Genomic DNA, 20424 nt, shown 5'->3' with positions numbered 1-20424 from the left:
GCCATGCAGCATACGACAGCACTCAAACGCGCCAAGCGGCAAGAGGGAACCCTTTACTCTCTTGAGAGAAGCTCCCTCAGCGTCCCGCATCCACTCTCCATCCACGTGGGCTTTGCCATCACTCAGGCCGCATTCTTTACCCCTATGCCCGACCCGCGTAAGGATGACGATCCTCTTTTTTCCTGTCCGTTCCCCCAGCACTGGAAATTTCAGGCGTTGCCGGTGGTCAACTGCGGCCTCATCGGTTTCAGCAAATCGTTCTATCAAGGCTACTGCGCGTTTGCCGAAAAGGCCACTGACCCCCTGCACCCGCACCTGACGTACGCCATAGGCTCCTTGCGCTACGACGCTCCCACCAACAACACGGCTCGCCGCCTTTTGCAGCCGGACGACTTCCACAATACCCCTCGGGGAGAACCCTGGGCCATCCCGCTGTACGAGTCGGCGAGCAAGGCCTTTCTCTCATTCCGCAGAAACGCTCGAGGCCGGGGTGAGATATTCCTCCGCATACAACCTCCGCCGATGCCGGGCATACTCTGCCTGTACCGCGCCTCTCTGGCGGCACCGGGGGCCTGCGACGAGTTCTTCTACAACATCCCTGCCCACATGGATCCAGACTGCCCTGTCGGCCTCGCGCCAGACTGCGACAATGCATATCTGGGCGCCATCCTACTGCAAAAAACCTGCACAGGGGCGGCCAGCTGGGTCCATCAGGTATCGTTTGAATGCCACGACATATCAGAAGGATGCGATACAAAAACTATTTTCGGTCGAGTTGAAAACGATTCGTGCCACGGCAGGCAGGCTCAGCCCCCCGTGTTCGTGCACTCGGGCCACACTCCCCGGGAGCATTCTTCCAAAGAGCTCTACGCTTTGCTTTGCAAGCAGTTTGAAAAAAATAAAAACTCCACCCAGAATCCGCCGTTGTGCGATTTCGTCCGCGAGGTGGACAGCGCCGTTTTCCTGGTTGAGCATTCGCCAGACACCGTCACTGACACAACAGTTGAAGTCCTGCAGGAACGTCTGGAACTCGCCGAAGAACGCTTGCGGCCAAGACTCATGGAAGGCCAGATCCTCTTGCGCGAGAAACTCGTGGAAGCTGTCGGGCCTAGGCAGACTCCGCTGGACAGCGTGCTTGCCACATTTGTCAACGAGACACGGCAGGCGTGGAACCTGTTGCAGGACATACGCTTCCGTCGCATTCCGGCCATCAGGACAAGTGGACGCCCGCGCCTGGTCATCAGTCGCAGCACGGTTTTCGGTTTCGGCCCGTTACAGGGAACCGGTGACATCGCCTCTTTGCAGGATGGCGGACACTGCATCAGCGAGCCCGAAACCAACACGCTCTTCATCCTCAAGGATTGGCTCGTGCAGCGGAAAATCAGCAGCTCCTGTCAATCCATAGGGCGAATGCGGTCCGATGACGACGGCATCCGGCTGCTCGACCCTGCGGCCAAATCCTTGTTCCGCCTCTCCACCGCTGGCGATCTTGTCGAAAAAACCGACCTTGATCTTTCCGCCATTGCCAATGGCGACACCCTTGAGCCAAGCGATTTCCTCCTTCTCGGCGACCATATCCTTCTCGCCTGCCAGACTCGCGAAAATGACGCCACAGTCGTCATCCAGATCCCTCCCGAGGGGCTTCCCTACACTCTCTTCCATCTGGACCACGGCATCTTTCCTTTCGAGGGTTGGGCGCTTTGGCGAAATCAACTGATATTTCCATCTAGCAAAACCGCGATCCTGAACAAGTATTCCCTGGCGGACGGCTCGTGGGGGCAGGTCCAACTGCCCATCTGTAACTCAAACATCAGGGGCTTTTCCATCTGCGGCGACCTGCTTTTTCTCAACTACCCGCCAAACCTCTTCGTCTACGATCTCGCGGCCGATCACATGGGACACTCGCTCCACATACCCGATGTGGTGGGCAAACTGCCCATCCATGCGAGAACCTTCCAGGTATTACGGGACGGCGACAGCTATCGCCTATTCATAAGCACGGACAAAGGCCGCCTAGCCACGCATACACTCACTCTGGACACAGAGCACGACTCGCAAATCCTGCCGCTCAGCCATGAGGCGGCTCAGCCACACAACATCATTCCGGGAGAGCTTTCATGCTGAATATCACAGACTTCAAAGACACCCACCTTGGCGAGGCCGCCTGGATAGTCGGCAACGGACCGAGCCTGAACCAGATGGACCTCCGGTTCCTCGACGGCAAGGTGAACTTCTGCATGAACAGAATTTACCTCGGTATCGACCAGTTCGGGTTTACACCGAAATATTACACCGTCGAGGACAACTTCGTCGCCGAGGACACGCCGGAAGAAATCAACGCCCTGCCCTACTGCAAATTCCTGCCAAAAGATTTGAACTATTGCCTGGGCGGCGGCGAAAATGTCTGCTGGGTCGATTTCTTGCGGCGTTACGAGACATTTCCCCGGTTCTCCCCTGATGCCGAAGAACTGGTTTACTGGGGCTCGACCGTCACCTATCTCGCCATCCAGTTAGCATACTACATGGGATGCGACCCCATCTACCTCATCGGCGTGGACTTCGACTACGCCGTGCCCGGCTACGCCACCGGCCCGGAGATCACCTCTCAAGAAGCAGACCCCAACCACTTCCATCCCGACTATTTCGGCCCCGGCAAACGCTGGCACCATCCCCGACTCGACTTGGTGGGAAAGGCCTACATCGAGGCCCGGCGGTTCATCGAAGGACGGGGCCGGCGCATATACAACGCAGGCGTTGGCGGCAAGCTCTCGATCTTCGAGCGAGTCAATTATCTGGATGTCCGCTAGAAACACACGTAGGAGCAAGCCATGCATGCACTTGAAAACAAACAACTCTCTGACCTATCCGACAAAATCTCGTTCGCATCCGCCTGCTGCAAGCGGCTTCTGGCCATGCAGCACACCCCGGACACCATCCGCGGATACTTGGCTCCCGAAAAAGGCGTCGCGCTTCATGCTGCTCGCCGAATATGGCCCCGGCGAGGGCGCGGTCGTCGAAATCGGCAGTTTCCTGGGCAAATCCACCTGCTGGCTGGCGCTGGGCGCCAAGGCCGCTGGGCGGGAAGCGATCACCGCGGTAGACTACTTCAAGCCCATGACCTTCATGGCTACCAGCGAAGATCCCATGGACCAGGCCATTGCCAAAGCCGGATCGACCCTGCCCTTCTTCAAGGAACATATCCGTACATTCGGAGTGGAGGATTTCGTCTCTCCCATAGTTACCGACTCCCGGTCGGCGGCCGAGGCCTGGGATGGCCGTCAGATCCGCCTGCTCTTCATCGACGGCCATCACGAATACAACAGCGTCAAAACAGATTTTTCGCTGTGGTCTCCTTTCGTGCAGCAGGGAGGCATCATCATCTTCCACGACTACTGCCAGTCATGGCCCGGCGTGATCCAGTTCTATGACGAAATGATGTCGTCCACCGACGGATACAGGGAACTTTTCACTTGCCACTCAATGAAGGTCGTTGCCAAATCGTAAGAATGCGCCACTGGCGTGTCCGCACATGTGTGTCGAGAGAGGGTGGATGTTTTCAAACAAACGCGTTTATTCCAACGGGACGGTGTTCTTCCAGGAAAGCATCGGCGGCAACTACTGCTGCGATTTGATTCCTGGCAACGAAACGGCCGTAGTCAGCTTCGGCAGTTCGGAATACTTCGACCCGCACATAAACATTGAGCAAACCCTGCCCTGGGGATTCAATTTCCTGCACCGTCGCGGGTATACCATCGTTGGGGTCAAGTGTGCGGTTTCAGACTACTTCCGCGGCAAGGATTTTCATGATTTCATGAATCAACTGCGCGAGGATAAATTCTTTTCGCAATTCAAACAGACGGTTCTCTATGGCGGTTCCATGGGCGGATACGGCGCCTTGGCTTTTTCCTCTGTGGCGGAGAGTCCGGTCATTATCGCTCACAACCCGCAGACCACGGCATGCCCCACCCTCACGCCCTGGGAAATTCCCTTGCGCAAAAGTTTCGACTGGACAGGCGAATTCGTCGACGGAGCGGTTGAATCGGCTAGCGCCAAGCGGATATATGTTTCCTATGATCCCTATTATCGCCCGGACAGAATGCACGTTGACCGCATCAAACACGAACGGCTCGTGAGACTGCGAGTGCCTTTTGTCAAACACGGAATGCCCATGCATCTCTACAACCTGGGCCTGCTCGTTAGTGTCTTTGATCAGGCATGTGCGGGAACCCTCACTGAGTCGGACTTTGACGAGCAGATCGAGGGCATAAGGGATACGGCGGCGCAATACATGTACCACCGGAGCCTGCTCGCCTCCCTTGAAATCACCACGCGTCACTCCGAGGCAATTCAGGACGCGGAGTGCAAACGGATTGACGCTTGGAACCGATTCAACAGAAACGAAAGCGTTGACGAAATCCATCCCGACCTCACTCTCAACGGGAACGGCTCCAGCGCGTTCGACTCTGCCGCAACGCCCCAGTCATCAAGGCTGTTACAGGACGTCTGGATGCTCCAAATGGAACAGAACAAGGCGGTGACCGCCAAGCTTGATGCGGCGCGATCCACCGTCACCGAACTCCAAAAAGAAGCGCTTTTGAACCAGCAGGTTGTCGATTTTTTATATCATGTCAGCCTGCACAGAACGGATGACGCTATGCCTATTCCGCGCAGCCTTGCCGACAACGATGATATCTGGGAGCATCTTTTATGCAAATTTGCGGCGGGCGGGCAAGAGGCCGCCAGAGCCTTCACAAGGCTTTACCTCGGTCATACGGATGGACGCCCACTGTCCCGATGGCTTCGTGCCGCGACGGTGAGCGTGCCTGTGGACCGGCTTCAACTCCCCCGGCGAATACTGCTTTTCCGTTCGGCGCCTAAAGCCGTTTGCGACGACCTCCTGGCGCAGCTTTACGAGTTGAATCCGGGGTGCGAACTCGTTGCGGTCGTTCAAAAAGACTACCCCGTTTCATACAGTTGGCGCACCTTGACTCGCGTCGAAATGAATCCGGGCCCATTTTCATCAACAGTTTTTCTGGCCCGCCACCAAGACAGAAAACTCTCCGGACAGTATGACCTCGCCCTGATCCCGACCAACGGCAAGCGCTCCGGGTATATCGAATTCATCCATGCGGCAAAACGGCTCGACGCACGGCGCATTTCCCTCTACCCCTCGGCAAACATCATGGTCTCACACTGTGACAAACGACTGCACATGCTAGACGCGCACGGTATGGAACCCTCCTCTCATGAAGGCGGAAATTCATGAAACTGCACTTGCATATTGGCACTTTCAAGACCGGATCCACGACCCTGCAGCATTTTTTGCTGCACAATGCGAAAGAACTCTCCGAGCGGGGGGTCGCCATCCCCTCCCTCATGGGAAACGCGCTCATGCCCATCAGGTTCTCAACCGCCGTGGGCAACCCCCAAGTTGTCGAATTCCACAAACAGTCCCAAACGCATATAGCAAAGGGAGCCACGCTGCCCTCTGCGGAGGAGGCGCAGAAAGCGCTCCAGAAAACCTTTAACAATCTGCGTGAAGACGCCTGCATTCTTTCCTGGGAAGGGCTGCCCCTGTTTTTCCCCGAAAAAGAAGATGTGGAACGCCTCGCCGACCAGCTCGGCACCGTTTGCGATAAAATTCAGATTGTCATCTATCTGCGGCGCCAGGACTCCCTCTACGCAAGCCTCTACGGGGAACTCATTTACCAGGGCCGCTTTTTCAACGATCCGGACGCCCCCTTTTCCTACGAATCCGCGGAAGGGGCTTTTGGCTTCGGCGAATCGGGCTCGAATATGCGCTGGTTTGATTATGCAGGGCTGACCAAAACATGGGCGGACGTTTTCGGAGCCGAGAACGTCCTTGTCCGCCCTTTTGAAAAACAACAACTTGTCAATGCCGATATCGTTTCCGATTTTCTCTCGATTTTCGGACTTGATAAAGAAGACTTCGACCCGATACCCGACAAAAACAAATCCATCGACCGCTTCCAGATGGAATTCCTGCGCCACATGCTCCGCCATTTGCCCAGCCATGTGCGCGGAGAGTTGAATCCGGCATTTCTTCATCTGGGCAGGATGATGCACAACTCGATTCCGCCGACCACCCACTATAAGACCTCCACCAGGGGAGCCAGGGAATTCCTTCAGCGCTTCGAAGCCAGCAATGCCTATGTGGCCAGGACATTCCTCGGCCGACAGGATGGTCGGCTTTTCCTGGATCCGGCTCCTGCCGACAACAGCGCCGAATTGCCGGACTTGACAGTGGAAAAGGCCATGGAGATCACCGGTCAGATATGGAATGAACAATGGAACCATGTCGGCAGAATAACCAACAGGGACAAGGAAACCATACGCAAGGCCGAGGCCCATGCTGCCACCTTGCGGGACGCGGGAACCGCTCTGCTCGCCTTGGGCTTGTCGGCCCAGGGCAAACCAAGTGCGGCCAAGGTCCTGTTTGCGGGCATACCCAACGTCGAAAACCGGAAGGAACTGCGCGACCATCTTTTCCAGACTCATGCACTGCAAAACCCGGACACCCTGGCCCTGTATCTGGCCCACTGCCCGCCCGCCCTGCGCACGGATACGGCCCGGGAAAACACGGTGCTGCCGCCCGAAGCCCCCTTTGCTCAACAGCCCCGACCCGCCCGGGTTCTCGTGTTTCGGTCTGCCCCGCCCATGGTCTGCATCGACCTGTTCGCACACCTCTTTCGCACTTGGCCGGGCGTCCAGGCAGATGTCGTCATCCAGAAGGGAAGCACGTTGGATCACGGATTCCCTTTTGCCGAAAGGCTCTATGTCGAACCCGCCCGGTTCTCGGCAGAGAGTTTCTTTTCGACTTTTTCGGCAGAATCCCTCCGCACTCGCTACGACCTAGCCATCATCCCGACCAACGGGGAGCTTGCCGGATACGCGCCCTTTTTCGAAGTGGCCAGCAAACTGGCATGCCCGACCTGCGCAGCATACAGGTCGGACAACCTCCTGTTGCCCGAAGCTGGAAAGGTCCTTGAACTCATGCCAATGACACCCGGTCATCCTCAATAAACCATCTCCGCAAAGAGAGACGAATAAAATAGTCATGCCCTCACAATCAATGCAAGAAACTCGGCCCCGGCTCCATGTCCAGTGGCTGACGCCGAGCATGGATTTCGGCAGAGCCAAGCTCACCTTGCACGCCTCTGGCCTCTGTTCCGAGTGCGGCGCGTCCATGTCCCTTGCGCTCGACGAACTCGCACCCGGGGAAACGACTGCCTGCGCCGGTTGCGGCCAGAGTCTGGAGCCAAGCAAGACGGACATACAAAGGCTGGGGAAATCCCTGGTCAAAAAGTATATGGATTCTTTGGAGCGCCACATAGCCCCCTGGCCGGAACACGCAGCCAGTCAGGAAGGAAAACATTCACGGTTCGACTGCTACTCGACCATGAACGAGTACCTGAAGGACGTGAGGCTGGATGTTCGCGCCCAAGACGAGTTGTCGCTGCTCATGGCCCTGGCCCTAGAACTCCGCCCCTGGCTGCTCGTGCGCTTCGGAGCAATGCAGAGCTCGTACTTCGGACACATGTCAATGAATACGGAAAACTACTTGAGCCGACGCGACGTCGGCATAGGTTTCACGGATTCATACGATATTTTTGGGTACGGACAATTCGTGATCAACAGACAACTCAAACGAAAATGGGACGAGGTGCTCAATACCTCCCAGACTGCGACCGTGTTCGCCTCCATGATGCCTTGGGACAGTCCCCATTCGATCACTAAGGAGGTCTTCGCCAACCAGGGAGCTGACTCGGCCCAGATATGGAGAAAGACCGAACCGCACCTCTGCTTCTCGGAAGAGGAGCTTCGCTATGCCCGCAGTGAGCTTGAACGCATGGGAATTCAGCCGGAGAGCGAATATGTGTGCATCGGGGAAAGGACATCGGCCTACAGGAAAACGATCCTGAACGCCAACAAGTTCAAACAGACAAGCAACTCTAGGGACGCGGGGTTCGACCAGTTCAGTCTCGCCGCCATGGCATTGGCTGATCGAGGCTACTTTGTTCTGAGGATGGGAGCCGCCTCGGACTTGGATTTGTGTTCCTCCCATCCCCGGATAATCGACTACGCCAGCAAATACCGCTCCGAGTTCATGGACCTGTATCTCGGAGCCACCTGCCGTTTTTTTGCAGCACCTCCATCAGGTGTGACCAGTATCGCATCCATCTTCAGGCGCCCCATTGTTTTTTCCAACTATTTCTACACAAAATTTACCCAGCACTGGCTGGAAAATATCCTGTTCCTGCTCCCGCACCTTTACAACAAGAACACCCAAACCCACCTAAGCCTTGCTGAGTATGCCCTCCTGGACCAGCCCCCTGGAGACCGCTGGGAAAACTACGGAGTAACCTTTGTCTCCAACACACCCGAAGAAATGCTCCACGCCTGTCTGGAAATGGATGACCGCCTGTCCGGCGTATGGACCGAAACCGAAGAGGACAGGCTCCGCCAAACACGCGTCAGGCAACAGCTTGAATCCTCGGTAAGAGGGAAAAAAAGCCCCAACGGCATCCCCTTCTGGGAGAGCGGAACCCCGATGCGCTCACTCGTCGGAAGCCGTTTCCTCAAGGACAACCCGGCCCTCTTCGGGCCGGGCGCAATGACTACATCATCATTCGAGCATAACTGAGGTGAATATCCACCCTGTTCGGAAATTGGTCGGCCAGGACAGTAAATAACGTCTCCTCATGATCGAAGTCGAGGCGGGTCGGAGAGAACGGCCCAGATAGAACCTGACCGGGATATCCGCCAACAAAGCGCGTTTGCAATGCCTGCATCAGAGCGAGGCCCTCTTCATGACGCCCGTTCTTGCAGGCCAGACGGGCGCAGTGCAACGTTGGGCCGGGCCGTGAGGGAAACAGGTCGAGCATCTCTCGGAAATGGACCTCAGCCAGCTCGGTTTTGTCTAGTCTCAAGAGCATCTTTCCATAGTTTGACTGCCCCTCGTAGTTTCCGGGAAAACGCGACGTGATCCGTTCAAACCGTGCGAGCGCCGTTTCGAAATCATCTGCCCGCACAGCGACTTGGGCGTGGAGCAGCAACGGCTCGACCTGGTCGGGAAAGGCCTCGACCAACTCAGCGAGCACCTCATCCGCCCGCTCAAGCAATTCCAACTTGTAGAGTCTGTTGGCCACGAACATCGGCCCGTCGAGGTTGGTCGGAAAACGCTGTCTGATTTCTCCATAGTACCGCTCCATGAGCGGAAATATCTGACGAAGCGACGAAATCCACAACATACCGGCCAGCCCCACCGACGAGGATGAAAACCGGGCATTGATCCCGACATACACATCGTGGGCCTCCTCGTAGCGCCACAGGCAGACCAGCGCTCGGGCAACGGCGGCATGAGCCGAGGGGTCGTCGGGCAGACACTCGCGGGCCTTGACAGCCGCTTCCAGCATCTCCTCGTGCCGCCCCTGAAGGGAAAGAATTTGGATGAGCTTTGCATGCACGCCATAGAATCCGGGCTGCGTTTCCAGGAACGCCCGCAGAGCAGGCTCCGCCTCCTGGGCACGTCCCAGCCCGATCATGGAGTCACAATAGCCCAGGACAGCTCCCGAATATCCGGGAAAACGCCGACGCAAAGCGTCATACAGCTGCAACGCGGTCCCATGCTCTCCCTTGCGGACGGCGACATGGGCAACGCGTTCGGTCGCCTGGCGATTCTCCGGGAACCGTTCCATGGCATCGCGAAAAACGCGCTCCGCGTCGTCAAGACTCCTGTGCAGATGCAACAGGCAGTTCCCGTACCCCAGGTAGGCCGCGACCTCCCCAGGGTATCCAGCGAGCAACTGCCCGTAGCAATCCAGGGCTTTCTCCCAGCGTGCGGCCTGCACGGCGTCCTGGGCTCGCGACAGAAGCACATCCCTGTCCGTCTCGGTCGCAACGGTCACGCTGTGGACCATTTCCCTCGCTTTTGTCTCCATGCTCATCCTCAGCCCCGGACCCGCCTCAGCCGTTGGGGCTCACGCATCGCTTACAAATGAAGTCGGCGGGCGATTCCCTCCGCCCGAATGCCTTGTCGCGCATCGTCGTATATGCCTCGCTCTCCCGGATTTCCTTAAGCGACTGCTTGGTGATGTCGCCGAAAATCTGCTCCCTGTGGTAGTCCATGCAGCAGATGCACAATTCGCCCGTATAGAGGAAGTGGAGCCACGAATCCACCCGCGGGCAGTGGAACCCTTTCAGGGTGTCGCGGACATTCTCATGAAGCCGGATGGAGTTGCGCCTGATGGTGCCGCACCGATCATGGTATCGGAAGTAATTGATCTTGGGAGGCCTTGTGATACCGTGTTCAGCGAATTTGGCCGCCCAGAAAGCTCGGTAGTCGGACTCCGAGAAGGCGAACTCGTGGCGCAGGGATTCATGCTGCGGCTCTCCAGACCCGCGGATGATGACGTTGAGAGGCACGGTTTCGGCCAGCCGAAGCAAACGGATGACCTGGGAGAGACTCTTGTTGAAATCAAGTCCCATGATGCCGTTATAGGTACGTTCGTCAAGGCCGTGGAAACTGATCCATATCTGGTGCGGAACATTGGCCAGGGTCTGTGCGAGCTGCTCGCTCCTCTGGGCGGAAAGCAGCGCGGCATTGGTGGAAATCTCCATGAGTCGAAAAGGCACCTCCCGGATGAATTGCTGCATTCGAGGGATCAGCTTCGGGTCCACCAGGGGCTCGTTCTCAAGATACAGGCATATCTTGTCGACATCGACGGTTTGCAACTCGCGGAGAATCCGGTCATAGACATCGTCCGTCATGACCCCAGGATTGTCCTTGTGCCAACTGTCGAGATATGGACACATGATGCATTTGCCATTGCAGACCGAGGTGGTCTGAATCTGCACGCTCATGCCCTTCTGTGCGTCAACCTTGTTGCGAGCCGGGCAGGAGAGCCCTGCGGCTTCCATAGCCCGGCACACCTTGTCCCTGGTCTCCGCCAGCCCAGGCAGGGCCGGATTCCTCTTCTCTGCCTCGTCCACTTCGGCCAGGGCCTCGTCAAAACGTCCGAGATAGCGCAAACTGTCGCTACGGTTGAGATATATTTCAAGCCTGTCCGGCGCATGATGCAGCACCGAGACGAAGGCCGCCAGCGCCTCCTCGTATCGCCGCAGGCGCACAAGGCAGACGGCCATTTCGAAAAACATATTTGCCGCAGCCTCCGTTGACAGCATTCCGGCTTCGGCCTCCCCCGGCGCAGGGCCGTTTCCAAGCTTGAGAAAGACCCGCACTTCCTCAGGCACAGAACTACCCTCCCCGGCTGCCCGACTGAATGCTTCCAATGCCTCTTTTTCCCGCCCCTGGTGCAGCAGCAACTGCCCTTCAAGAACCAGGCACGCAGCCCGATGTATGGGGTCTTCCCGCATTTCCCGCAGCACGGCCAGAGACCGTTCAACCTCTTCAACGGGCTGCCCCTGCGGTCTGGGCAGAAGGCAGTTGCGCTCAACAGGAATACGGGCAAAACCCCGCTCCACCAAGCAACGGTTCAATATACCGATAAGACTCATAACATAATGTTGACCTTGAAAGCGGCTGGAATACCAACCGTTATCTCCATGCACACGGTAGCATCCCAAGGGCACATCAAGGGTTTCAAGTTCGCCGTAATGAAGGGCTAGCCGAGTGAGGACCGCGTCGGCGCAAATGCGAAGCGACTCCGTGTCCGGCAACGGAAAGACCTGCTCCAGCACCTCCCGGCGAAAACCTAGGGCAGAAGTGGGTGCAAAAAAATCGACATACCCCAATTCCTGCATGTAACGCAGAGGCTCCGCCTGGACCAAGAATGACCGGTAGACACCCTGCAACAGATGCAGATTGTGCTGGACGAACCCTGCCTTGTCAAAGAGCGGGAGAGTGGTGGCGATTTTGTCGGGCAACCAGGTGTCGTCACTGTCCAACAGATAGACAATGTCCCCGGAACACCGGACAAATGCAGCATTCAGGGCCGCCCCCTGGCCCTGATTCTCGTTAAACACGGCCTCAATGATGGGATACTTGCGGGCCAGGGCTTCTATGCGTCGACGCGAACCGTCCGTGGAGCCGTCGTCCACGATGATGATTTCCTGAGGCTGCACGGTCTGGGTCATCACGGATTCGACAGCCTCGTCGATGAATCGTTCGTAATTGTAATTCGTCACAAGCACTGATACCTTGGTCATGATGCTAGTCCTTGATGTTCGTTTCGCACGGGGAGACCTTGCCTGTCGCGCACAGGGCGTAAAGGATGCCCCCCCATCTGAAGAAGTTGAAAAAAGCCATGTGCGGCGTGGAAGCGCCGGAGCGAATTTTCTGACTCAAGTTTCCGTAGTATCCGATGAAATCATTCCACGCCTTACGCAACACCCACCCCTTGCCGCGACCCGAGACACATAGATGAAACACCGTGTCCGAAACCCCCTGCCACCAAAGTCTGCGGACAAAAAACCACCGCATGAGCCGAGAGGGGGGAATCATATGCCGGACATTGACCTGGGGTGAGGAAAGTTTCAGCAGCCCTTGTTGATCAATGTAATGAAAAACCGTCCATTCCTCGTTGGAAAGCAGGTTGTTTCCTTTGCGGCCAAGACAGGCATCGAACCCGCCCGAGGCCACCAGCACGTCTTTCCTGAACGCCATGTTGGTTCCAAAAAAATAGAGCCCTGGCCCAAGATACTCCTCATCCTTGCTGAACGTCTTGCAGGAAAAATACGGATACAAGTGCGGGGTGACCCAAGAAGGCGGCTCCACCTCAAAAAGCGGAAAGATATTGCCCCCCACGCTGGCCACCCGCTCGTCCGCTTCAAAACGGGTAACGATCTGCTCAAGCCACCGGGGGTCGGCTAGGCCATCGTCGTCTATGAAGGCCACATATCTGCCTTCCGCCACCCTGATGCCCGTGTTTCTGGCAACAGACAGCCCCAGGCACGGCTCATGCGCAAAACGAACCTGAACATGCTCCTTTCGGAGACCCGTGCTCAAGCGAGCCTTCGCCTGGGCATAGTCCGACAGCTCTGCCGTGTTGACGACCAGCACCACCTCATAGTCCTGCGCGGGCAGCGTCTGCCCGAGCAAGGCCTCCAAGGCATGCCCTATGGTGGCGCGGATACCCGAGGTGCAAACCACCACGGATATCCTGGGGACTGTGGACTCGAGCGGCTCCTGTTTACTCACCATAACCCACCACAACATCTTGTATCATCCCTGACGCCACACAGGCTGCCCTATGTCGCGCGGGAAGAAGACCTGTTCAACACGCGGAACAGCCCTCAGTTTTTGTTCTTTCTCACGCCAAGGGCCAGGTACTCGGGGTTCCACTTGCCCCAGGGCATTCCATTGTCGCCAGAGACGAAGTAGGACTCCGACAGATGTTCTTTAAGGCCGTCGCCCTGCTTGAGCTCGGCAAATGCAGCCTCCGCCTCGCTGAAATTCGACTCAGGGTTGCGCAAACCAAAATACTCGATGAGGCTCTTCTCCGGGTAGCACCAACCTTTGGACGGCTCATGAAACCATTCCTCCCGGTCAGAACCACACACAGTCACGTGCATGGTCCCACCGGGCTTGAGTACCCGCTCCAGTTCGCTGCAGCAGGTCAACAGTTTTTCCTTCGAGTTATGCTCCAGCGCTGACACTGAAACCACAGCATCGACGCACTCGTTGGGCAAGGGTGACAAATCGGAGATGTCAGCACGCCAATAGACGATATCCACCCCTTTTTCAGCCAGTACGGCCAGCGGCTCGTCCGACACGCCCGCATCCATGCCGCGGGCGCGCACTCGCTCGAGGTAGGCTTCGTCAAAACCCGACCGGGACAATACCCGGATGGAGGCCTTCGCCCGATATGAATCAAAAGGGATTCGCGGCGAATAGTCGATGGAAAGCACCTTGTGCCCTCTTGCTGCGAGCAGCATCTGCATCAAACCGTGCCCCGCGCCAGCGTCCAGAATGGTGCTGCCGGGGGGAAGGGTTTCCACCCCTTCGAGCAGCCAGATAAAATCGAGAATATAATGCCACCCGATGCTGACATCAAAACGCCTGACAGCGTCCAAAACCTCCTGCTTGAGATCCGATCGCCGAGACAACAACTCCATCCTGAATATGGAAATGAGATCGGTGCGGGACATGCTCATTGGGTCACCATGCTCCTTTGGCTATACCATCCTGGACAACCTGTTCTCTCTGGAGATGAGCTTCACTCATGTTCCTCTCCCTGGCCCCCACATGAAAACGGGAAAAAGTCAACCTTTCGACATTGGTTCAAGACTTAAGCAATTTCCAGACCATTCACCCAACAAACGTTCGCAGGGAGCTCCCCGGTCTCTTCTACGCATAACAACTTGCAATCGTGGATGTAGCCCTTTCTTTTGACAAAGAGGCGCCTTCTTCCAGAGGAATGACTCCCCCCCCGGAGCCTATACAACGCCTTGCCCGCCTTGATCCGCAGCCACACACACGCTCCCGTTCCATACCATGACTATCGGCCTCTTCAGCCGTTTACTTTATGAGTGAACGATTTCAGAGCGTCAATGCACGCCTCGGGGGCGCTCCAGCTACCCTCCGGCCTGTTCCAGCGCGGCCAGCAGTTCCCCGGCCATGTCGCGCAGGTGGGCAAAATAATCCCTGAGTCCTGCCGCCCGCCCGATTGGGTCCGCGCCGAACACCAGCCCGTGGAAGCGGCGGGTGTCGAAATCCTCGAAACGTTCCACGAGAAAGGTGGTGTTGTCTGCGTCGAAGCGGGCCAGGGCGGCCATGCCTGCGGCCAGCAGGGGGGGGCCGTCCAGGGCCAGCAGGGTCTGGGCCGTGTCGCGGACCGCGCTCCAGCGGGCGACCTCTCCATGGACAAATTCACGCACCCTGGCCGGGTCGGGCCGCAGCGCATCGGGCCGTATCCGGGTACGCCGGATGAGGCTGGCCACGTTGCGCCCGGCGGGCAGATCGGGCAAGGCCGGGTCCGGATCGTGGCGGATGCCCTGGCCATAGAGGATGCTCGCGCGCGAGGTGTTGACGCATTCCATGCCTGACAGGCGTATGGTCTCGGCCAGCCACAGGGCGGCGTCCTTGAAGTTGAGGGTGGTGTACAGGGTGTCGCCAGAGGGGATCTTGACCGGGCAGAGCTGCGGGTGGCGGTCCATGAGGGGGCGGACCGGAGCGGCCTGGCCGTGGTTGAGGGAGCCTTTGGCGTAGCCCAGCCGCCAGGGGTCGGGCGAGGCCAGTTGTCCGCCCACAAAGACACAGCGGGCGCACCCCAGGTGCGCGGCCAGGGAAAAGGCGGCGGTGATGACCGAGCCGTGCGCGTCAAGCTCCGGCCTGGTTCCGAACAACTCCGGCATGAACTCGCCGAACAGATAGGTCGCGCCAAAGCGGTCGCCGCCCAGGTTCGAGAGGCAATGGGCCACCAGGGCGGTGTCGGCCATGGCCGGGATGTGGCTGAACACCCGGCCCGAGGCGATGGAGGTGTCGTTGATGACCACGAAATGCGGGGAGATGGTTGCCTCGGCCAGGGGCTTGAGGGCATTGTTCACGCAGAGGATCACGGCCCGGTCCCGGTTGCGGCGCAGGAAGTCGAGTTGCTCGCCCAAGTCGGGCCCGGCAGCCGCCACAATGGCCGTGTGGCCCGACAGCCCGCCCGCCAGGGGAGCGATGTCCGGGCAGGTCAGGAAGGCGTCGAGATTCTGATAGGCGTGGAGCTGCTGGTCGTAGAGCAGATCGCGGGTGATGGGGCGCAGGGGGTGGGAGCGGACCCGGTGCTGGCTTGAGAGCGGATAGAGGCAGTGCCGGTAGTGCAGGGTCTCCAGGGAGTCCGCCACCTCGGCCCCCCAGGCCGGATGGTCGCGCTCGATACGCCCGGTGGACAGGATGGCGGGCGTGCCCTGCCGGAAGAGCGCGCCCGGCAGCTGGTCCTGGAGCGCGGGATCAAAGGTGCGCGCCCTGCCCACAAAGCAAAACGCCCCGCCCGCGTGGAGCCGGGCCGGGCCGACCGCATCGGCAAACGTCTCGAACACGGCCAGATCCGGCTCGAAAATCAGGGCCACCACATCGGGCCGGGACAGGCACAGCCGAAGCTGCGGCGTGTCGGCTGCGCCCAGGAAGACCATGGTGCGGGTCGCGCCCAACAGGCTTTCCAGGGATGCGTCGGGCGGGTAGCGGACAAAGGCCGGGATGGACGGATCTTCAAAGGGGTACTGGTAGGCGGGGTTCTCGAACCGCGACAGGGGGGCGCGGGTTGAAAGCGCGTGCGGGCCGGGGTCCGGGGCGGCGTCAGGGCCGGGGCTGGGTTCTCCCAGGCAGAGAACCCCCAGTTTGATCAGGGCCGAAATCTTGCCGCTCGTCATGTTCCCGCCAGTTGCTTACGTGAGTGGGGTGTCCGCGCCCTGGCCGGTGCCGCGCGGCTGCGGACGCTGTCACTACATGGCTTTGGGCCGCGCCCTTGTCAAGGAACCCTGCCGAACCCCAGGGCAACCGCATCTAATTTCCAGTCAGCACCTTGATAAGAAACGAGTTGTCCCAGCCAGCCATTTTGCGCTTTCTCTTCATGCTGGTTTTCGTAGACTCTTGTTTCACACAATTGAGCGCTATTTTCCTCAACATTGAGAGGTTTTCCGGCGAATTATCCTTTCGTATACGACTTTGGTCCTCGCCGAAACTGACATCAAGCACCCAATGGACTGTGTTTTCTATCCCCCAGTGCTCACGGACGGCATCGCCGAAACGTTGAGCGTGCCCGTTGATACTCATGATGAAATATCTTTTTCATTCGATATGGTGTTGCCAACTTCGCGTTTTGATTCAACCATGCCGATGGCATTGAGATTGTCCCACCCTGTTATTCCTGCCAGAAGATCGTCACCCACAATGGTGCTGTATTCACGGGTTTCGATTCGGCCATGGCCGGAATCGATTGTCCGGCGCGTCTGATGTAGCAAAGATGTATTGACCTTGGACTCGTTAAACAAAAGATCAATATATTCATAAAGTTCTGGCTGGTTCTGTTTTACGGCAAGCACATAGTCGGCTTTTTTTGATCCGATCTGCTTGGCTATGGCTTTTTGGCACCCCATGGCATCAATGGTGACAATTGCACCTTCAAGATGCAGCATTTCAAGCAGCTTGGGGATTGCAGTAATTTCATTCGACTTGTCATCCACTTTCACTTGGCCAAGGATAAGGTTGTCCTGTGAAAGCCATGCGTTGACCAAATGAAGAGAGTTTTTTTGCGTTGCCCTATCGAACGATCGCCGCACCGTCTTTCCATCAAACGCCACAACTTTGCCGCGCATTTCGATCTGTAGGGCCGAAAGCCAACTCGACAGCGCTTGTTGCAATTCGATGGGCTCCAGTCTGGCAAAGACGCGCGCAAACGTGTCGTGGGATGGAATGCCATTTGGAAGCTCAAGAAATGTTTTCAGCCATTTTTCCCTCGTTATTCCAAAGCATTCTATATCCTCCCACCCCTCAGCATTGGCAATAACTGCGCAAACGGCAATGACCAGTATGTCAATAAGGTTATGTTTTTTTGTCCTGTCAATTCGCGGGTCTTTGACAATGGACAGATGGGTGATCAACGACTTGTCGCAATTTGGCATCTGCACTCCCTTTTGGAGTGCACCATACACTATATCAGACTAAATCATTATGAATGCTTTGACACATGGCATTTGAGTCAAACGAATAAATGAAGTCAGGAGGCACTTAACCGACAAAAACGCGTCAGACGCGATCCTGAGATGCGTCAGCCCTGCATTCTGGCCGTCAATGGTTGCCACGGCCCCGAAGAGGCTTTATGCATAGAGGTACAAGCAGAAGCATCGCTGAACGGCGCGTGTCCGCCAAGGCGGGATGTGTGAGCGGGGGGAGGCAACACGATGACCGAGCAATTGCTTTGGACCGAAACCAGCTCGGTGGGCGTGGAGTCCATCGACGAGCAGCACAAGCAGATTGTGGAAATCGCCAACCGTCTGTTCCGGGAAATCGTCAGGGACACGGGCGTTGAATCCATTTTTGAAATTCTTGACGAGATGGCCCGGTACGCGGAGCAGCACTTCGCGTATGAGGAAAACCTGCTGAAGGAACACGGCTTCCCCAGTGACAAGCTTAAGCAGCATCTCGCGGAACACCAGGCTCTGACCGCCCAGGTGCATGATTTCATTCAAAAGGCCCGCCTGGACAACGATCTCATCGACCTTGAGGTCTACGACTTCCTGCGCGACTGGATGAACGACCACCTCTCCAGGACCGACAAGGAATACGCCCTCTTCCTCTCCTCGCGCGGCGTTCGCTGAGGCCGCCCGGGAGGGCTGGTATCTGATGCGCCCCCCTAACGCAACAATGACAATCACCTGCTTTTCAATGTGTAATAAATACCGATATTTTCTTGAACGATCATGGTCATCTGGGAATGGTCATCTTTGCTGGATTCTTTTGAACCCCAGCACTGCCGACGCGCAAGTTGATGACCCGACCATCAGACGGTGTATTCGCTTTGCGCAACGCTGGGGTTATGCCGGCATGCAGGTCGTGAACCTCTTTGCTTACCGAAGCACCGACCCTGGACAACTCCGAGCAGTCGGCGACCCTGTTGGCCCGGATAACAATCGCTTCATCCTGCAAGCTGCTCGCGAATGCGATAAGGTCGTGCTGGGGTGGGGCAATCACGGCTCCTTGCATGCGCGCGATGCGTCAGTGCTGGACCTTCTGCATCGCGCTGAAATCATCCCTCATGTCTTAGGGTTAACTCGCCGCAATGCTCCGAAACACCCGCTCTATCTGAAAGGCGACATCACGCCGTATCCTTTCCCCAAATAGCAACGCTTTCGTCTTCTTTTCTACTCAACAGGTATGCCCATAATGCTTCGCTCATAATCCCTCCTCCCCGGCCCGGCTTCCGGCGTACCTTCCGGCATGCCTTCCCGCGTCGAATTCGCGGGGGCAGCCGTTCTGTTCATGGCGGGGCAGGGTCGACTACTGCCTGACAAGCCTCGGATTGAAGGACGCATAGTCGTTGAACAGGTAGTTGTACCAATACCAGGGGCGGCCCTCCTGGTGGTAGTTGTCGAGGACAAAGTCATAGCGGGTGAAGGCGTCGCCCGTGGCCTCAAAGGCCAGGGACAGCTTCTTGCTGCGCTGCGGCCCATCGTATATCTTCACGAGATCCTCATGGCTGTAGACATGGCCGCGTCTGGCCCAAAAGCCGTTAGCCATCCACTCCCCGCGCCCATAGGCGCGGAAAAAGCACATGTTGATGGAAAAATGGTGGACATGGCGGGGAGCCTTGTAGCCCGACTCCGCGATGGAGACGTATCCGGACGGGGGCGTCTCCACCTGCCTGAGCGAATGGACCAGCATGTCCTTGAAGAGCAGCGCAGCGGCCTTGTGGTCGTATCCCTGGTACAGGACCACGACCGAGACTGCCAGAACAACCCCCATGGCGTACCGCATCATGGTTGCACCCCAGCGTGTGCGCAGGCACTCCGCACCCATGGCCAGGAGCAGGGCAAAGGGGATGACCGTGAGCATCGCATGCCTGCCGGTGAAGCTGCCAAAGGCGAGAAAGCGCATGGGCCTGCCCACGGCCCAGTAGGCCAGCCCGGCAAAAAACGAGAGGGAGAGGAAGGCCAGCACGAGCCGCAGCATGCGCTCGGACCGGGCCTTGTCGCCCGCGCGGCCAAAGAGAAAATACCACGCGCCGAGCATGCCGCAGGCCATGAGGCCGAAGTTGACAAAGGACACGATCCGGTCGGTGTTGAAGGTGTTGTAGTCCCCACTGTGGCCGTGGACGCTGATGAAGGACGTGGCGACCAGATAGAGGGCCACCAGGACGGCGCAAAAGGCCACGGTCCGGACGGCCTGGCGGGCAAAGGTCTCTCTGCGCACCGTCATGAGGAACTCGACCCCGGCCACGCCCACCGCCAGGGCGAACAGGGAAAACAGGTTGAGCGAGACCAGGAAAAGAGGCAGGGCCAGGAGAGGCCGCTTTCGCCACTGGTTGACGGCGATCATGAACAGCCAGATGCACAGGGCATGGGAGGTGAACACCGCGGACATGAGCACATGCCAGACTGGGAAGACCAGCACCCCAAGCGCCCCGATCATGGCCGAGGATTCCGAAAAATCGAACCGTTCGCGAAGGTAGACGTAGGCCTCGCGCGAGATGCCGAGAACAGAGATCACGCCAAGGGCATTGAAGAACATCTGCGGGGCGATGCCGGTGGCGACCCACAACTCGTTGATGGCAAGGAACAGCCCGTACATGACGTGCCAGCCGTGGAGCACGATGTCCTCAAGGTAATCCTTGTCCTGAGTGTGGAAGAACATCGCGTGCCCCTCGCTGTCGAACAGGTACCACTGGGGCAGCAGCAGGGGGAAAAGCGCCACAAGGGCGACAAACGCAATGGTCAGGGTGGCGGTCTTGTTCATGCGAT

The 20424-nt window shown here is 57.7% G+C and carries 14 protein-coding genes and 2 pseudogenes; 8 read left to right on the top strand and 8 right to left on the bottom strand.

Annotated features, from left to right (window positions below; translation table 11 throughout):
• Positions 1-3: 3 nt before the first annotated feature.
• The 6 genes from DAES_RS00480 to DAES_RS00455 all read left to right on the top strand — a co-directional run bounded on the left by DAES_RS00480 (position 4) and on the right by DAES_RS00455 (position 8665).
• Positions 4-2124 (top strand): hypothetical protein, encoded by a 2121-nt coding sequence (locus tag DAES_RS00480; protein WP_013513062.1) that lies wholly within the window; start codon positions 4-6, stop codon positions 2122-2124.
• Positions 2118-2807 (top strand): 6-hydroxymethylpterin diphosphokinase MptE-like protein, encoded by a 690-nt coding sequence (locus DAES_RS00475; RefSeq protein ID WP_013513061.1) that lies wholly within the window; start codon positions 2118-2120, stop codon positions 2805-2807. Before DAES_RS00480 ends, DAES_RS00475 begins: the two co-directional genes overlap by 7 nt.
• Before the next feature lie 166 nt (positions 2808-2973).
• On the top strand, positions 2974-3504 hold the full coding sequence (locus DAES_RS00470) for a class I SAM-dependent methyltransferase (RefSeq protein WP_041271292.1): 531 nt from the start codon (positions 2974-2976) through the stop codon (positions 3502-3504).
• A gap of 46 nt (positions 3505-3550) precedes the next feature.
• On the top strand, positions 3551-5266 hold the full coding sequence (locus DAES_RS00465; protein ID WP_013513059.1) for a hypothetical protein: 1716 nt from the start codon (positions 3551-3553) through the stop codon (positions 5264-5266).
• Entirely contained in the window at positions 5263-7044 is a 1782-nt protein-coding gene (locus DAES_RS00460; protein ID WP_013513058.1) for a hypothetical protein, read from the top strand. Before DAES_RS00465 ends, DAES_RS00460 begins: the two co-directional genes overlap by 4 nt.
• 163 nt (positions 7045-7207) lie before the next feature.
• Positions 7208-8665, top strand: coding sequence for a TIGR04372 family glycosyltransferase (locus tag DAES_RS00455; RefSeq protein WP_157864772.1), 1458 nt, complete (start codon positions 7208-7210; stop codon positions 8663-8665).
• Here DAES_RS00455 and DAES_RS00450 read toward each other — a convergent pair.
• From DAES_RS00450 to DAES_RS00425, 7 genes and pseudogenes are all read right to left on the bottom strand, one after another.
• Entirely contained in the window at positions 8640-9968 is a 1329-nt protein-coding gene (locus DAES_RS00450; RefSeq protein WP_041271290.1) for a tetratricopeptide repeat protein, read from the bottom strand. The two genes, DAES_RS00455 and DAES_RS00450, sit on opposite strands and share 26 nt — an antisense overlap.
• A 19-nt stretch (positions 9969-9987) precedes the next feature.
• Positions 9988-11178 carry an SPASM domain-containing protein gene (locus DAES_RS17880; protein ID WP_236608435.1) on the bottom strand — a complete coding sequence of 397 codons (1191 nt, stop codon included), beginning with the start codon at positions 11176-11178 and terminating at the stop codon, positions 9988-9990.
• A 585-nt stretch (positions 11179-11763) separates the two neighbouring features.
• Positions 11764-12189 (bottom strand): annotated as a pseudogene (locus tag DAES_RS18080) (glycosyltransferase family 2 protein); the annotation flags it as partial.
• A 4-nt stretch (positions 12190-12193) separates the two neighbouring features.
• Complete coding sequence (locus DAES_RS00440) at positions 12194-13135, bottom strand: glycosyltransferase family 2 protein (RefSeq protein ID WP_157864771.1); 942 nt, start codon at positions 13133-13135, stop codon at positions 12194-12196.
• 140 nt (positions 13136-13275) lie between these two features.
• Positions 13276-14136: a class I SAM-dependent methyltransferase gene (locus DAES_RS00435; protein WP_013513053.1), complete on the bottom strand. Its 861-nt coding sequence runs from the start codon at positions 14134-14136 to the stop codon at positions 13276-13278.
• 420 nt (positions 14137-14556) lie between these two features.
• Positions 14557-16338 (bottom strand): 6-hydroxymethylpterin diphosphokinase MptE-like protein, encoded by a 1782-nt coding sequence (locus DAES_RS00430; RefSeq protein WP_013513052.1) that lies wholly within the window; start codon positions 16336-16338, stop codon positions 14557-14559.
• A gap of 133 nt (positions 16339-16471) precedes the next feature.
• Positions 16472-17589: pseudogene (locus DAES_RS00425) on the bottom strand (ISAs1 family transposase).
• Positions 17590-17868: 279 nt separating this feature from the next.
• Between DAES_RS00425 and DAES_RS00420 the strand changes: the two are divergent.
• Complete coding sequence (locus tag DAES_RS00420) at positions 17869-18285, top strand: bacteriohemerythrin (RefSeq protein ID WP_013513051.1); 417 nt, start codon at positions 17869-17871, stop codon at positions 18283-18285.
• A gap of 25 nt (positions 18286-18310) precedes the next feature.
• A complete protein-coding gene (locus tag DAES_RS17135; protein ID WP_013513050.1) occupies positions 18311-18808 on the top strand; it encodes a DUF1643 domain-containing protein in 498 nt (165 codons plus the stop codon).
• A gap of 156 nt (positions 18809-18964) precedes the next feature.
• On the opposite strand, the gene DAES_RS00410 is transcribed toward DAES_RS17135, so the two are convergent.
• Positions 18965-20419, bottom strand: coding sequence for a hypothetical protein (locus tag DAES_RS00410; protein WP_013513049.1), 1455 nt, complete (start codon positions 20417-20419; stop codon positions 18965-18967).
• Positions 20420-20424 lie beyond the last annotated feature (5 nt).

This window comes from Pseudodesulfovibrio aespoeensis Aspo-2 (genome assembly GCF_000176915.2).
In the GTDB taxonomy this organism is placed as follows: domain Bacteria; phylum Desulfobacterota; class Desulfovibrionia; order Desulfovibrionales; family Desulfovibrionaceae; genus Pseudodesulfovibrio; species Pseudodesulfovibrio aespoeensis.
Note: the sequence above shows the minus strand (reverse complement) of the source record. Positions and strands in the feature narration are given on the sequence as shown.

What these genes read in the sequence shown, in the direction of transcription:
- DAES_RS00480 (WP_013513062.1), top strand. Translation starts at nt 4, where the DNA reads ATGCAGCATACGACAGCACTCAAACGCGCCAAGCGGCAAGAGGGAACC.
- DAES_RS00475 (WP_013513061.1), top strand. Translation starts at nt 2,118, where the DNA reads ATGCTGAATATCACAGACTTCAAAGACACCCACCTTGGCGAGGCCGCC.
- DAES_RS00470 (WP_041271292.1), top strand. Translation starts at nt 2,974, where the DNA reads ATGCTGCTCGCCGAATATGGCCCCGGCGAGGGCGCGGTCGTCGAAATC.
- DAES_RS00465 (WP_013513059.1), top strand. Translation starts at nt 3,551, where the DNA reads ATGTTTTCAAACAAACGCGTTTATTCCAACGGGACGGTGTTCTTCCAG.
- DAES_RS00460 (WP_013513058.1), top strand. Translation starts at nt 5,263, where the DNA reads ATGAAACTGCACTTGCATATTGGCACTTTCAAGACCGGATCCACGACC.
- DAES_RS00455 (WP_157864772.1), top strand. Translation starts at nt 7,208, where the DNA reads ATGTCCCTTGCGCTCGACGAACTCGCACCCGGGGAAACGACTGCCTGC.
- DAES_RS00450 (WP_041271290.1), bottom strand. Translation starts at nt 9,968, where the DNA reads ATGAGCATGGAGACAAAAGCGAGGGAAATGGTCCACAGCGTGACCGTT.
- DAES_RS17880 (WP_236608435.1), bottom strand. Translation starts at nt 11,178, where the DNA reads ATGTTTTTCGAAATGGCCGTCTGCCTTGTGCGCCTGCGGCGATACGAG.
- DAES_RS00435 (WP_013513053.1), bottom strand. Translation starts at nt 14,136, where the DNA reads ATGAGCATGTCCCGCACCGATCTCATTTCCATATTCAGGATGGAGTTG.
- DAES_RS00430 (WP_013513052.1), bottom strand. Translation starts at nt 16,338, where the DNA reads ATGACGAGCGGCAAGATTTCGGCCCTGATCAAACTGGGGGTTCTCTGC.
- DAES_RS00420 (WP_013513051.1), top strand. Translation starts at nt 17,869, where the DNA reads ATGACCGAGCAATTGCTTTGGACCGAAACCAGCTCGGTGGGCGTGGAG.
- DAES_RS17135 (WP_013513050.1), top strand. Translation starts at nt 18,311, where the DNA reads ATGCGCCCCCCTAACGCAACAATGACAATCACCTGCTTTTCAATGTGT.
- DAES_RS00410 (WP_013513049.1), bottom strand. Translation starts at nt 20,419, where the DNA reads ATGAACAAGACCGCCACCCTGACCATTGCGTTTGTCGCCCTTGTGGCG.